Source organism: Acinetobacter sp. HR7 (assembly GCF_000773685.1).
Lineage (GTDB): Bacteria > Pseudomonadota > Gammaproteobacteria > Pseudomonadales > Moraxellaceae > Acinetobacter > Acinetobacter thermotolerans.
In genome coordinates, this window is the sequence record NZ_JPQO01000180.1 from 1 (window position 1) to 14,474 (window position 14,474).

Annotated in this window: 11 protein-coding genes and 1 pseudogene; 2 read left to right on the forward strand and 10 right to left on the reverse strand. The window is 44.1% G+C overall.

Annotation, left to right across the window (positions count from 1 at the left end; translation table 11 throughout):
- Nucleotides 1–125: pseudogene (locus GW12_RS15690) on the forward strand (IS30 family transposase); the annotation flags it as partial.
- Nucleotides 126–180: 55 nt separating this feature from the next.
- Here GW12_RS15690 and GW12_RS09825 read toward each other — a convergent pair.
- The 4 genes from GW12_RS09825 to ompR form a co-directional block, all read right to left on the reverse strand.
- Nucleotides 181–867: a DsbA family oxidoreductase gene (locus tag GW12_RS09825; protein ID WP_034587010.1), complete on the reverse strand. Its 687-nt coding sequence runs from the start codon at nucleotides 865–867 to the stop codon at nucleotides 181–183.
- A 728-nt stretch (nucleotides 868–1,595) separates the two neighbouring features.
- The gene (locus GW12_RS09830) at nucleotides 1,596–3,116 is read right to left on the reverse strand and encodes an acetyl-CoA hydrolase/transferase family protein (protein WP_034587013.1); all 1,521 of its coding nucleotides are present in this window, start codon (nucleotides 3,114–3,116) and stop codon (nucleotides 1,596–1,598) included.
- Between the two features lie 205 nt (nucleotides 3,117–3,321).
- The gene (locus tag GW12_RS09835) at nucleotides 3,322–4,782 is read right to left on the reverse strand and encodes an ATP-binding protein (protein WP_034587014.1); all 1,461 of its coding nucleotides are present in this window, start codon (nucleotides 4,780–4,782) and stop codon (nucleotides 3,322–3,324) included.
- A 236-nt stretch (nucleotides 4,783–5,018) separates the two neighbouring features.
- Nucleotides 5,019–5,783 (reverse strand): two-component system response regulator OmpR, encoded by a 765-nt coding sequence (gene ompR / locus GW12_RS09840; protein WP_034587015.1) that lies wholly within the window; start codon nucleotides 5,781–5,783, stop codon nucleotides 5,019–5,021.
- 337 nt (nucleotides 5,784–6,120) lie between these two features.
- On the opposite strand from ompR, the gene GW12_RS09845 reads away from it, so the two are divergent.
- Entirely contained in the window at nucleotides 6,121–8,469 is a 2,349-nt protein-coding gene (locus GW12_RS09845) for a Tex family protein (RefSeq protein WP_034587017.1), read from the forward strand.
- A gap of 54 nt (nucleotides 8,470–8,523) precedes the next feature.
- On the opposite strand, the gene GW12_RS09850 is transcribed toward GW12_RS09845, so the two are convergent.
- The 6 genes from GW12_RS09850 to GW12_RS16035 form a co-directional block, all read right to left on the reverse strand.
- Nucleotides 8,524–8,841 (reverse strand): hypothetical protein, encoded by a 318-nt coding sequence (locus GW12_RS09850; RefSeq protein WP_034587019.1) that lies wholly within the window; start codon nucleotides 8,839–8,841, stop codon nucleotides 8,524–8,526.
- A gap of 62 nt (nucleotides 8,842–8,903) precedes the next feature.
- Nucleotides 8,904–9,983, reverse strand: coding sequence for a patatin-like phospholipase family protein (locus GW12_RS09855; protein ID WP_034587021.1), 1,080 nt, complete (start codon nucleotides 9,981–9,983; stop codon nucleotides 8,904–8,906).
- 133 nt (nucleotides 9,984–10,116) lie between these two features.
- On the reverse strand, nucleotides 10,117–11,736 hold the full coding sequence (locus tag GW12_RS09860; protein WP_034587023.1) for an AarF/ABC1/UbiB kinase family protein: 1,620 nt from the start codon (nucleotides 11,734–11,736) through the stop codon (nucleotides 10,117–10,119).
- 12 nt (nucleotides 11,737–11,748) lie between these two features.
- On the reverse strand, nucleotides 11,749–12,426 hold the full coding sequence (locus GW12_RS09865; RefSeq protein WP_034587025.1) for an SCP2 domain-containing protein: 678 nt from the start codon (nucleotides 12,424–12,426) through the stop codon (nucleotides 11,749–11,751).
- Nucleotides 12,427–12,437: 11 nt separating this feature from the next.
- Complete coding sequence (ubiE, locus tag GW12_RS09870; protein WP_034587027.1) at nucleotides 12,438–13,382, reverse strand: bifunctional demethylmenaquinone methyltransferase/2-methoxy-6-polyprenyl-1,4-benzoquinol methylase UbiE; 945 nt, start codon at nucleotides 13,380–13,382, stop codon at nucleotides 12,438–12,440.
- A gap of 597 nt (nucleotides 13,383–13,979) precedes the next feature.
- Nucleotides 13,980–14,183, reverse strand: coding sequence for a hypothetical protein (locus GW12_RS16035; protein ID WP_227504161.1), 204 nt, complete (start codon nucleotides 14,181–14,183; stop codon nucleotides 13,980–13,982).
- Nucleotides 14,184–14,474 lie beyond the last annotated feature (291 nt).

Genomic DNA, 14,474 nt, shown 5'->3' on the forward strand with positions numbered 1-14,474 from the left:
ACGTGTCAAACGAACAAATAGAGCAGATAGAATTTGCACTCAACCATCGTCCTAGAAAAACGCTAGGTTGGTATACACCGAGTGAAGTTATGGCTGGTTTTTATACTGTTGCACTTGCCGCTTGAATCCGCCTGAAATAAAAAATCCCCATACCAGATGGGGATTTTTATATAAGTGTAATTATTCAGATTTAGGGACTTCACACTGTTCATCAGTACACTGTGGCGCTGCTGCTTGTGGGCCTTCTAAGGCTTTTTCCAATACCTGTACAAAGACTTCTTTGGGTTGAGCACCTGCTAGTGCAATACGTTGATCAAAGACAAAGAACGGCACACCCGTCACTTTGAGTTGGTCGCGTGCCAGCTCCTGATCAAACTTGACGAAATCTGCAAATTCATCTGAATCCAGCACATCATCGACTTCAACCGGATTTAGGCCAATACGTGCAGCAACATCTTCCAAAGTTTCACGCTCACCAATCGGCAGACCTTGAGTCATGTAACTATAGAAAAATGCTTCTTCAGCTTCATTGCCCAAGCCTTTGCTTTGTGCCAAGTGAATGATGCGATGTGCATTAAAGGTATTGCCGGAATTGGCACCTTCCCAGTTAAATTCAATGCCTTCAGCTTTGGCCATCTCAGCAATATTGCATTGCATCTCTTCAACTTCTGCAATGCTACGACCATACTTTTGTGCTAAACGTTCTGAATTGGAAATTTCCTGACGTGCTGGTGCTTCAGGATCTAACTGAAAGCTATGCCAATGCACTTCAAGCTCTACACCAACTTGTGCTGCAGCCGCTTCCAGACGTTTTTTTCCAATATAGCAAAAAGGGCAAACCACATCAGACCAGATATCTACACGCATGAAATTTCCTGAATATTCTCGTTAAAAGAAGTATGAGGGCGCAGTTGATAAATTTAAAGTCTATAATATTTTTAAGTATTTACTTTACAATTCCTCCAAAAATATGGAGGGGTAAAAATCCAGAAGATTTATGCAAATTAAATACCGTAATCATATAAAAAAATGCGTTGAAATTTTTTAAAAATATTTAATAAATCAATAAGATGAATGGTAGTGTCGGGTGTGTGAGAAAGTGCTATTTTCAATGATACGTACAATATCGTACGTGTCATTGAAGGCAGTCGTATGTATCGGGTCGTTTCTTGCATACTCATGATGATGGTCTTGGGTATGATGACTACTACGGCTAAAGCAGAATTCTATCGTTCATCCACTATGCAAGTGTTAGAAGATAATGCTTTGGCCAGGGTTACAGGGCAAGACAACTCAATTTAAACTGCAATGGATCCGCATCGTTTAGATGGACTTAAAATCATTGAGGCGTTAAACCAGTATGAACTCCATCAACAATAAGGTTTAAGCAGGCTGACAAGCTTTTTTTACCGTAATGCACAAGGGCAGCTAATTTTACAAATCAATCAAGAGGTGGTTTCCATTGGAATAATTGAGTTTCGATTATCTTTTGATGGGTTTGCTGATATAGGAGAATCGATCGCAAGTCAGATCCAATTCTTTTAACCCTCCCAATAAAAAACGCCCCGAAGGGCGTTTTTTGATGATGCGATTAATTATGCAGATTTCGCTTCTTTCGCAGCAGGACTTAACATAGAACCTGTTGCTTCAAAGTTTTCATGCCAGCTTAATGCTTCATTTAGCAGGTGAGGGGTTTGACCACCTTTTGCACAGGCACGGTCGAAGTAATCATTCAGTGCATCTTTGTACATTGGGTGTACACAGTTATCGATGATGGCACGAGCACGCTCACGAGGTGCCAGACCACGTAGGTCTGCCAGGCCCTGTTCAGTAACCAGTACGTCAACGTCATGACCGGTGTGGTCAACGTGAGATGCCATTGGGACAACTGAAGAGATGTCACCGCCTTTCGCAATAGACTTGGTCACGAAGATTGCAATGTGTGCGTTGCGTGCGAAGTCACCTGAACCACCGATACCGTTCATCATTTTGCTACCGCAAACGTGAGTAGAGTTCACGTTACCGTAGATATCGAATTCAAGCGCAGTATTGATCCCGATAATACCTAGACGACGTACCAGCTCTGGGTGGTTTGAGATTTCTTGTGGACGAAGCACAAGTTTGTCTTTGTATTGCTCAAGGTTGTTAAATACTTTTTCGCCGTATTTTGCAGAAAGAGTAATAGAGGAGCCTGAAGCAAATTTCATTTTACCTGCATCGATCAGGGCAAAAGTACAGTCTTGCAGTACTTCCGAGTACATGATCAGGTCTTCAAAGTTAGATTCTTTCAGACCAGTCAATACTGCGTTGGCAATTGAACCAATACCTGCCTGAAGTGGGCCAAGGTTTTTCGGTAAACGGTCTGCTGCCACTTCTTTTTCGAAGAATGCGATCAGGTGGTTGGCAATAGATTGAGTCTCATCATCCGGTTCAGTCACAGTTGATGGAGAGTCGTGGTATTCACCGTTAAATACGATACCGACAATCTTAGATGGATCAATATTGATTGCATGGGTACCAATACGCTCATCTACTTGAGTCAGTGGAATAGGTTGACGTGTTGGACGATAAGTTGGGATATAGATATCGTGTAAGCCTTCAAATGCTGGGCTTAAGTTTGTGTTGATTTCTACAATGACTTTTTCTGCAAAAATGGCAAAGCTTGCAGAGTTACCAACCGAAGTTGTAGGAATGATGCCGCCGTCTTCAGTGATCGCGACTGCTTCAATCACTGCTACATCTGGTTTTTTCAGCTGCTGGTTACGCATTTGTTCAACAGTTTCAGACAAGTGCTGATCGATGAACATCACTTCGCCTTTGTTGATGGCTTTACGTAAAGTGTTGTCTACCTGGAATGGCAGGCGACGTGCCAATACACCGGCTTCTGTTAGTTGTTTGTCCAGGTCATTACCCAGAGAGGCACCAGTGATAAGAGTAATCTTTAATGGGTTAGCTTTTGCCTGCTGCACCAGAGCCAGTGGAACCGCTTTCGCTTCGCCTGCACGGGTGAAGCCACTCATACCTACAGTCATGCCATCTTTGATGAACTGGGCTGCTTGTTCTGCACTCATTACCTTATTGTGTAGGGATGCTAAACGGATACGGTCTAAAGACATTTGAACTCTCTTAAATTCCTGAACACTGATACGGATTGTACCGATCAAAAAAAGTATTTTGCATAGGTGTTAGGCTAAGGTCTAATTTTTTAGCTAAATAACAGTATAAAAAACCATGATGATTTTTAATATATTGATTAATATATATTTTATATGAAAGGTGAAATAAAATCGAAAGTTTAAATGTTTAAATATTAAGCTGTCGTTAAAAATGATCAGTGATAGTTTGGCGGATTTTTTCTAGTGTCGTTGGCTCAGTCGGAGTCTCTGATTCATCCTGATTTAAGGGTAGTGAAATAATCGCTTCAAGGCCGCCTTCGGGACGATTATGAATATGTAATTCACCGGAATGGATGTCTACGATCCGTTTGACAATGGCTAAGCCTAAACCGCTACCTTGCACGGTACGCGCGGAATTTCCACGCACAAAAGGTTGCATTAAATCTTCAATCTGGTCTTCAGGAATACCTTCACCATGATCTGCGACTTTGATCAGTAATCGATCCTGATCAGTATGGGCGGAAAGCTCGATGGGTTCGGCACCATAGCGTTTAGAATTATTAATTAAGTTACCAATCAAACGCTTAAGTGACATACTACGTGCCTGAATCAGGGGCAATTCCTGTGGAGTAAAACGGATATCGAGTGGCTTAAACTGGGTTACCAGTTCTTGTAATAAAGTATTGACGTTGGTTTCCTGAGGTTCTTCATCCGATCCATCCCGCATATAGGAAATGAACTGATTTAAAATTGCATCCATATCCTCCACATCATAAATCAAACCTTCTTTCAGAAAATCTTCATCTGGCATCATTTCAGCACTTAGACGGATTCGGGTTAGGGGAGTACGCAGGTCATGAGAGATCCCGGCAAGCATGATACGGCGATCACGTTCAGTCTGATCCAGCGTATAAATCATCTGGTTAAAGGCATGGTTCACTTGACGGATTTCTAGCGGACCGTGGTTGGTATCCAGATAAGGTGCTGAGCCAGTTTTACTATAGCTGTTTGCGGCATTCTGTAAACGACGTAGAGGGCGATTCAGCTGACGAACTAAGGTCAGAATGATGATACCGGCAATCAGTGGAATACCCAGCAACCAAGCAAAAATGAGTTCAGGACTATAGTTGGCATAGGTTTTTAGTGGTTCACGTACCCAGTTGCCATTCATTTCAGGGGTTTGGATCCAGATGCGTGGACTTGGCTTGAACTGGAAATAAACGGTTGCTTCTTGAATGCGAAGTTCATTAGCCAGCTTTTCCTCAATTTTATTGGTAAAAAACTCAGCAATGACTTTTTCACGAATATTGGGAAATTGCTTAGGATTAGTGATGTATTCAATGCCAATGCGGTTTTTTAAGTAAGCATCGATATCCACTTCCTGATCATGGTGATACATGCGTAAGTCAGGGTTATGTAGAATTTCCAGTTCAACAGCGAGATAGCGTGCATGGTGCTGAATTTCTGGAAGATACAGGGTGCGCCAAAAGAACCACATCGACATAAACAGGCTAAATAGCACCACAAATAGAACCAGGACAGCCGTGCGCATAGCGGCTGAACGCGGTTTGATCTTGTCGAGAAAACGTTCCCAAGGGGTGCGTTTCTTTTCTGAATAACGGACAAAATCAGTAAATTCTTGTGGGTCGATGGGGTCGAGTTTCACACCAGCATCCTGTAGGCATTAAGTAGTAAAAATATTGTTAGAGAAAAAATTGCCACTTTTGCCTTTGATTAAGGAAATTGAATTTTATTTTAGAACAAGTAGAAATAGTTACTTAAATTAGCTATGCCATTCGCTGGTTCAGTCCTCTTTAAAAAATAAAATTTAAGTGGGAAGATAACGAATAGCATGAGGGACATTAAACATAAATTTAATAGTCCCTTTTTATTTCTTTTAAATTATTCAGCACCATCTGGAACGAAGACGTAACCGACACCCCAAACTGTTTGAATGTAACGCGCACGAGCCGGGTTCTCCTCGACCAGACGACGCAGGCGAGACACCTGAACATCAATCGAACGTTCCATGGCACCCCATTCACGACCACGCGCCAGATTCATAAGCTTGTCACGTGTCAGTGGTTCACGTGGATGTTGTACTAGGGCTTTTAGAACGGCAAATTCGCCAGTGGTTAAGGTTACGACTTGACCTTCGCGGGTGAGGGTGCGGGTAGATAAATCCAGTGACCATGGACCAAAGGAAACGACTTCCATTTGTTGGCTTGGCGCGCCTGGAACTTCACGTACTTGACGACGTAAGATGGCACGGATACGTGCGAGTAACTCATTTGGGTTAAATGGTTTTGGCAGGTAATCATCAGCGCCAGCTTCCAGACCGGCAATACGGTCTGAGTCGCTGCCACGTGCAGTGAGCATAATAATCGGGGTGTCGATATTGGATTGGCGTAAACGACGACAGATACTCAGACCATCCTCAACCGGAAGCATAAAATCGAGCACGATCAGAGAGAACAGTTCCCGCTGCAACAGTCGATCCATCTGGGTTGCATCATGCGCTGTTTTGACTACAAATCCTTTATCTTCCAGAAAGCGCTGCAGCAAAGTACGTAAACGGACATCGTCATCGACAACCAGAATGCGTTCTACCCGATCGGTTTCGGTATGTACTGCATCGGATTTTTCAGCGGGTACAACTAAACTCATGAGGTGCTCCTTTATTCTTTATTGTCGTCTTAAACAAAAACTAAGTGATGTCTTGAGTATACGATTCATTTATAACGATTGACTATGCTCTAAAGCAACAAAAATCGCAGTTAAAATCAAGGTGTAGATACCAAATATATACATCTCAGGGCGAAAAGTTTCGCTTTTATTGGCCTATTTGCATGAGGGGATATCGTGACTCATCCATTATTCATTTCAGCACATCTGACAACTGATATAATTCCTTGAGCTAAATTAATAAAAACAATTGTGGATTTTATAGACCTGGTCTTTATAATCATGCCATTTAGTACTTATCCTTGTGGGATCAAACACGATGACTGACTTAGTTCAGCAGTTGGCAAAAGAACTTGCCGTACGTCCAAATCAAGTAGAAGCTGCCATCAAATTGATTGATGAAGGTGCCAGTGTTCCATTTATTGCACGTTACCGTAAAGAAGTAACACAGGGCCTAGACGATACGCAACTTCGCCAGCTCGACACACGTTTATCGTATTTACGTGATTTGTTTGAACGCCGTGAAAAGGTGATTGAATCACTAAAAGAACAAAATAAACTGACTGATGATTTATTGGCGCGTGTCAATGCCGCTGAAACCAAGAATGCACTTGAAGAGATCTATGCGCCGTACCGTCCGAAGCGTACTAGCAAGTCTTTCAAGGCGAAAGAAGCTGGTCTTGGTCCAATTGCAGAACGAATTTTCCAGGAAGAAGTTGATCCGGCAGAAGCACTGGCTGGCTTTAGCCATGAAGATTATCCGGATCTGGAAAGCCAGCTCGATGCCATCCAGCACATTCTGATTGATGAGTGGGCGCAGAACATTGCGCTGACTGCTGAACTGAAAGCGACATTTGCAAAAACTGCCATTTTAAAAAGTTTAGTTGCCAGCGATGAGAAAAAAGAAGTCGGTAAAAAATTCCGCGATTACTTTGATTTTTCAGAAAGCCTAAACAAAGTTCCTTCGCACCGTTTATTGGCGATGCTGCGTGGCCGTCAGGAAAATGTCCTAGGCTTAAAAGTGGATGGTGAAGATGAAGCACCATTGGCGCGTATTGAAACCGAATACAATCTGGATGCGATCCAGCCACAATCCCGTCAGGATTTCCTGAAACAGACTGCAAAACTGTTCTGGCTCGGTAAAGTACGTCCAACGGTTGAACATTCTTTATTGACTGAAAAACGTCTGGCAGCAGAAGCAGAAGCGATGCAGGTGTTTGCTGAGAATCTGCGTCATTTATTATTGTCTGCACCAGCTGGCGCACGTACCACACTGGGCGTCGATCCGGGGATCCGTACTGGTGTGAAACTGGCTGTGGTAAATGAGTCAGGTGATGTACTGGCACATAGCACGATTTATCCATTTGCACCAAAAGAAGATAAAGAAGGTTCACTGGCTGAACTGGTACGTCTATGCCGTGAATTCAATGTCGACCTGATCGCGATTGGTAATGGTACCGCAAGCCGTGAAACTGAAGCACTCATTGCTGAAATGATGGCTGCCAATACGGATCTAAACCTAACCCGTGTTTCTGTATCAGAAGCAGGTGCATCAGTCTATTCAGCATCTGAATTGGCATCTCAGGAATTGCCTGAGCTGGATGTATCTATTCGTGGTGCAGTATCGATTGCACGCCGTTTGCAAGATCCCCTGGCTGAACTGGTGAAGATCGATCCTAAATCGATTGGTGTGGGTCAATACCAGCATGACGTCAACCAGACTGGTCTGGCTCAAACGCTGGAAGCAGTTGTTGAAGATTGTGTGAACTCGGTCGGTGTCGATGTGAATACAGCATCGGCGGCAATTCTGGGTTATATCGCGGGTCTGAATAAATCGATTGCGCAGCAAATCGTGGAATTCCGTAAGGAAAATGGCCGTTTTGACAACCGTCAGGATCTGAAAAAAGTACCGCGTTTAGGTGAACGTACTTTTGAACAGGCAGCAGGCTTCCTGCGCATTCAAAATGGTTCTGAGCCATTAGATGCATCTGCAGTGCACCCAGAGTCTTATGAACTGGTGAATAAGATTGTTGCTTCTAAAGCTACAACTGTAAAAGACATCATCGGCAATACTGAAATTATTCGTCAGGTCAATGCTGAAGAATTTGTGGATGATAAATTCGGTCTGCCAACGATTCAGGATGTATTGAGCGAACTGGAAAAACCGGGTCGTGACCCGCGTCCAGAATTCTGTACTGCGAAGTTCCGTGATGACATTACTGAAGTGGCGCAGCTGACTGAAGGTATGCAGTTGGAAGGTGTGGTGACTAATGTCACCAACTTTGGTGCATTCGTGGATGTTGGTGTGCATCAGGACGGTCTGGTGCATATTTCTGAACTGGCCAATGAATTCATTGCTGATCCACATAAAGTGGTGAAACCAGGTCAGATCGTTCAGGTTCGTGTCTTAAACGTGGATGTAGAACGTAACCGTGTCAACCTGTCGATGCGTCCAGAAGGCTCAGAAGCACATGCGAAAGCACCACGTCAGCCACGTCGTGAACAGAATAATGAACAGCGTGGTGAGCGTAAGCCTCAAGGCAAGCGTCCACAGCAGGCACGTGGTGAACGCCCGCAAGGCAAGAAACCACAATCTAAGCCACAAGAAAACAAGATTGGTGGTTTAGGTGCATTGTTATTACAGGCCGGGATTAAAGGTTCGAAGTAATTTTTAAGCATCAAAAAAACCTCCCGAGTGGAGGTTTTTTTTATTGAATGTTTCTTATGAATTGATAATCGGTACGATCCAGCTACAGATAATTAGCATAATGCCCAGATGACCTAATTTACGTGTCACATAGACCAGTTTAGAAGGCGCTTGTTCCAACTGTCGTGCATATTCTTCCAGACTTAAGCCTTGCTTGTTGCGACTGATAAAAAGAAACACACCCAGATCAATACAGATCAGGATCGTACCAATATCTGCGACCAGTTCCATCAATTCAAATTGCTGGGTATATAGCGCCATACCCACGCTATAAATCAAATAAACGCCAAAGGCTAAACATGCATATTGCAGGACAACTAAAAATTTCTGCATAAATCTCAACAATTCAAAAATAAAAAACAATTCTGTCCCTTAGTTCGGGGCAGGGTAGGCAATTACAAGGGTTGCATCACTTCAGCGAAGCGCTGTTTCTCGACCAGTTCCAGGAATTCATCACCTAGACGTTGGCTTTCGGCAATACAGGCTTTCCAGAGCTGGATGCGTTGCTTTTGATCCAATCCTTTTAAGGTGAAGTCCTTGCGGTCTGGCAAACGTCCCAGCGGCAAGCTTTGTAGATATTGCTGTGAGGGAGAGATGAGCAAAGTTCGTGCCTGATTTTCAGGAGTGGCCGTGCGTTTAAATAGTTTATCGAACCAGCCCGGCGTAATACTGTCGGTAAAGTGTGGATAGAGCACAAGACCATCGGTTTCGAAAGGCAGGTCAATATGATAGTCAATCAGGCCACCATCCCGGTAGCTGCCTTGTGGTGCATCTGGAATTTCCCGAATGGCTGCCATCACCCCTGGAATCGAGGCAGAAGCCATCAGCCATGGCAATACATTTTGCTCCGTTAGAGTCTGATAATGGGTACTAAAGTCATCATCCGTAATTTTAAATTGAGAGCCCATCCTCGGTTGACTGATCACACGCTGCATAAAATGGCGGCTATGACGACGCCCTAGAGCAGTTGTGCCTACAATTCCTGCTACAGAAGCGAGTAAAGGAAGGGCTTTATCACTCTGGAAAATATGCTGGGCTTTAATCGAAAGTACCGCCAGGTGGTAGTCAGGGTGATTGACTAGCTCAGCTTCTTTACCTTGAACCAGGGTTTTCAGCATGTCATAACAGATGTCACTCACTTGCTGGCGGCTCATTTTTTTATGAAAACTTAGATTGGTATATAACTCACCGAGTAACTCAGTACCTTGTTTAGCACCATGTGCTGCAATACTAGCGAAACGCCAGCTACCAATAGAAGAACCAATTAAGGTACACCGTTGCGGAGCACGTTGTAGGAAATCGCCAAAAATCGCCTGATCCAGACCCTGAATGCCAATACCCTTTGGGCCGCCTGCCGCACCGGGAATAATCTTGACCTGTGCTGGCTGTAAACCTTCCTTCAAAATCATTTCTCGTGCTAAATGACCAGCACGAATGGTAAGGGCGGGAGCAGGTTTCTGTAAAATCTGGATCATGACACCGCAATTAAAATTTAAAGTGAGGTTATTTTAAACCAAAGTGTATTCAGTCCAATGGCGAGAAGTATTCGAAGGTGACTTGAAAGTCATTAGGGGATGAAAAAGCTTGAACAGATCAAGATTTTTTAAATTATTTAGCAATCCGCCAGACTGCAAGAATGCTTACCAGTACAATGAGAATGACTGAGATAAACCAAGGCGAAATAATGGCAATCGTCAGTAGAATCGCCATGATACTGCCAAAAATCCAGCTGCGTTTTTGCTGATGTTCCATTTGTAAACGCATGCTTTGTAATTCATTGAGCTGCTTGGCATGCCAGGCAGACTGATTTTTAAGACCATTCAGACTATCAATCATTAAAGTTGGCAGGTCTTGAGCACCCAGCAATAAATCAGGGATTTTCTGTCCGAGTTCCTTGATATTCTTTTGCGGATTCATCTGGGCTTTAACCCAATCGGTCAGGATTGGTTTCGCCAGACTCCAGATGTCCAGTTCTGGATACAGATCAGTACCCAAGCCTTCCACATGGACTAATGTTTTCAATAACAACATCAGTTGTGGTGGAATTTCCAAGTGAAAACGACGGGCAATATCCATCACCTGAATCAGAATGCCGGCAAAATCCAGCTCATGCATCGGTTTAGACACCATTGGTCCCACAGTACGGCGCATTTCACGGGCCAAAGCATCCTGATCAGTACCTGGTGGAATCCAGCCCGCCTGATGCACAATCTGGATCAGCTGCATAAAGTCGCTATTCATGACCGCCAGCAACATGCGTGCGACCGTCATCTGGTCATGTTTGGACAGCTCACCCATAATCGCACAGTCCAGCGCAATAAAGCGTGGATTGGCCGGATTGATGGTTTCTACAAAGACATTGCCCGGGTGCATGTCGGCATGGAAGAAGTTATCACGGAAGACCTGGGTAAAGAAGATGGTCAGCCCTTTACGCGCCAGATCGGCACGATCCATGCCCAGCTTGTCAAAGGTTTCGACATCCGAGATCGGTACACCGGTAATGCGTTCAGCAACCAGCACATCCTTACTGTCCATATAGACTTCAGGGACATACATCATACTCGAGCCAGTGAAATAATGGCGCATACGGCGGGTATTGTCGGCTTCCAGCGTCAGGTCCAGTTCATTCAGAATGATCTGGCGATAGTCCTGAATAATTTCATTCAGGTGCAGGGCTCGGGCCGCTTCCAGACGCTTTTCCAGAAACTCACCCAACCAGCTGAGAATCTCAAAATCCTGCAGAATCTGTTTGCGGATGTTAGGACGGGTGACTTTGACAATCACTTCACGGCCATCATGCAGGGCGGCAGTATGCACCTGCGCAATCGATGCAGCAGCTAATGGCTGAGCATCAAAACGGGCAAACAGGGTATTTACATCAGCTTTCAGGGATTCCTGAATGCGCATTTTCGCTAGATCATTGTCGAATGGCTTGACCTGGTCTTGTAGCAGGACCAGTTGTTGTAGCACTTCAGGTGGAATCAGGTCGCGACGGGTAGATAGCAATTGACCCAGCTTGATCGCTAGTGGTCCCATTTCCTCCAAAGCTTCTTTCAGCTTGAGCGGATTCTTGCGTTCACGACTAGACCATGCTGCCGGATGCATACGAATCAGGGACAGCACATGACGGGCTTTTTCAGGGAGTTCATCCGCAGGAAACAACGTATCGAGTCGATAGTGCGCGGCAATGCGCCAAAGTTCGAGTAAACGTGAAACGTGCGGAATCATATAATGTTGTACCTAGTTCTGGGTTGAATCTTGTTGCTGTTCAATCTGCTGTTGAAGCTGGCGAATCTTGGCTTCAACACGATCAATATTCTGATTAAGTATACGCGTATCTTGCTGTAAATCATCCATTTGCCAGCGTGCAGCAAACAGGCCACTGTCTTCTTTCAGGGCATCTTCAGCAAAGAATAGACCACTTTGTAGCGTGCGTTTCAGTTGTTTTGGTGCCAGTTGCAGCTTGCCAATTTCATGAGCAAGCTTTGGTCCGATCCACGGGCTGAGATGGGCAGCCAGATCCGGTTCAGCTTGCTGCATGATGCGCTGGATTTCCTGCAAAAGCTTATAGTCACCTTGTACTGGAATCGTGCCAATTTCATCGGAAAGCAGCAGTTTGAGTAGTTCGACTACATTGCTGACCTGTAAGGTCGCAGTAGCTTCAGGAATCTGCGTATCCTGAGCTTCATAAGGACGCTGTTCGAAGATTGAAGGCGTTTCTGTATGTCCGGTCGGTGTAGGTTCCAGACGAATTTTGCCATCATCAAAGAAGACATCGACAGAAAGTTGTGGTGAGGCAATCACTACACGCAGCATTTTGCCCGCCAAAGCATTGAACTGAATGCGGGTAATCGCATCCAGATCAATGTAATGGTGGATCACACGTTCAATGGCACCGAGTGCCAGAATTGACCACATGAATAAAAACCTTAGAGTTTAAAACCACGGTGAACGGCAACGATACCACCTGTCAGGTTGTGGTAGTCACAGTTTTGGAAGCCAGCATTTTCCATCATGCCTTTCAGGGTGCGTTGGTCTGGGTGCATACGGATCGATTCAGCCAGGTATTTATAGCTTTCCGAATCGTTGGCAACCAGTTTGCCCATCAATGGCAATGCAGTGAAGGAATACAGGTCATATAGTTTGGCAAATGGTTCGAAGACTGGTTTAGAAAATTCCAGTACCAGCAGACGGCCACCTGGTTTCAGTACGCGATACATTGCAGCCAGGGCTGCATCTTTGTCAGTCACATTACGTAGACCAAAGGAGATGGTCACCAGATCAAAGCTGTTGTCTGCAAATGGTTCCAAAGTTTCTGCATTGGCCAAGACGAAATCAACATTAGTACAGCCAGCATCAATCAGACGGTCACGACCAACATTTAGCATAGATTCGTTAATATCGGATAAAACCACATGACCTGTTGGACCCACTTCACGGCTAAACACTTTGGCCAGGTCACCAGTACCCCCGGCGATATCCAGCACGTGCTGACCGCGACGTACGCCTGACATATTGATGGCGAAACGTTTCCACAGGCGGTGAATGCCGAATGACATCAGGTCATTCATGATGTCGTATTTGCTGGCGACTGAGTGGAATACTTCTGCCACTTTCTGGGCTTTTTCTTCACTGCTTACGGTCTGATAGCCAAAGTGCGTAGTTGGGCCAACATTACCGGTATTGGCACCACGTGGCAGGTTATATTTCGGTACGGTGCCAGTCACAGGCGTATCGGTCAGGCGTTGTTCTAAAGATTGTTGCTGACCTTGTGGCGTGCCTTGTGGCAATGGTGCAGTTAAGAATGGGCTCACTTTGTCTGTTTGTTGTGCCGACTCGGGTGCAGGGGTAGGCGTGGTATTTTCATTCGACATTGGAGTCACTCCTAACGTATCAATAGGGTTAAGCTTGCATTCTTGCATGGACTGCATAATGACAGATTCTAAGAAGTTATACAGCAATCATCATGCAATTGTTATGAATAATATACAGAAAAAAGCCGATTTAGATGAAATCCTAGTCAGAAAATCAATTAAAAATGAGCACAAAACGCCATGCTTTACAGCATAGAGTATGCACGCTATCAGACCTTGATCACTATAGTTGAATCTTTTAAGGAGGCAAAAAATTAAAAATCTTTTGTAGGTTTTAGCTGACACGGATTCCGGTTTTTAGCGGCTGTTTGCTCTACTTGAAAATTCATATGATAAGTTCATCAGGAACAGGATGTTCCAGACAATAAGAACAATAGATAATGACAAGGAAAGTAAGGCACGACAGGAGTTATGCCAAGCGAACCCATACGAAAAACCTCGGCAGGATGCCGGGGTTTTTCATTTTGTACGTCAGGATTTTTAAACATCCGGTAGCCGGTAAATAAACTTGTGCTTGCCATAACGAATGACAAACTGTTTCAGGTCGTAATACAGGCCATCACCTAAGGCATGATTTCCGCATTCTACCGAGATAATTCACTCTTTATCTGTGGTAATTACCAGATGGAAATGCCCGATTTTTAACGGACATTGCAGTTCATGGATTAATATAACCTGTCCATAATCATCTTGACTCTTATAGAGATCTATCTGGATGTCTTCAGCGGCAATCTGATAGTTGCTGGATGATCTCGGGTTTATTTGCACATTGCCGCGAATAGATGACTGTTTGTACCCCATTTAAGTTCTCCAGATATTTGTTTACGTGGGTACATCCCAAAAACACCAAGATATACGGCTATATGAATAACATGCAGGGCGATTGAATGGCTTTGACTATCAGGTAAATAATTTCTGTAAATTTTGCATAACTTTTATTGTTTTATTGAATATAGATTTAAAGAATTATTCTGTTTTATTTCTAAATAATCAGATCTTGAGCTTATTTTAATTTTCTTTGAAATAAGATTCTTTTTAATGCTCATTGCTGGGAATTAAAACAATCAGGCAAAGCTTTGTTTACCTGATTTG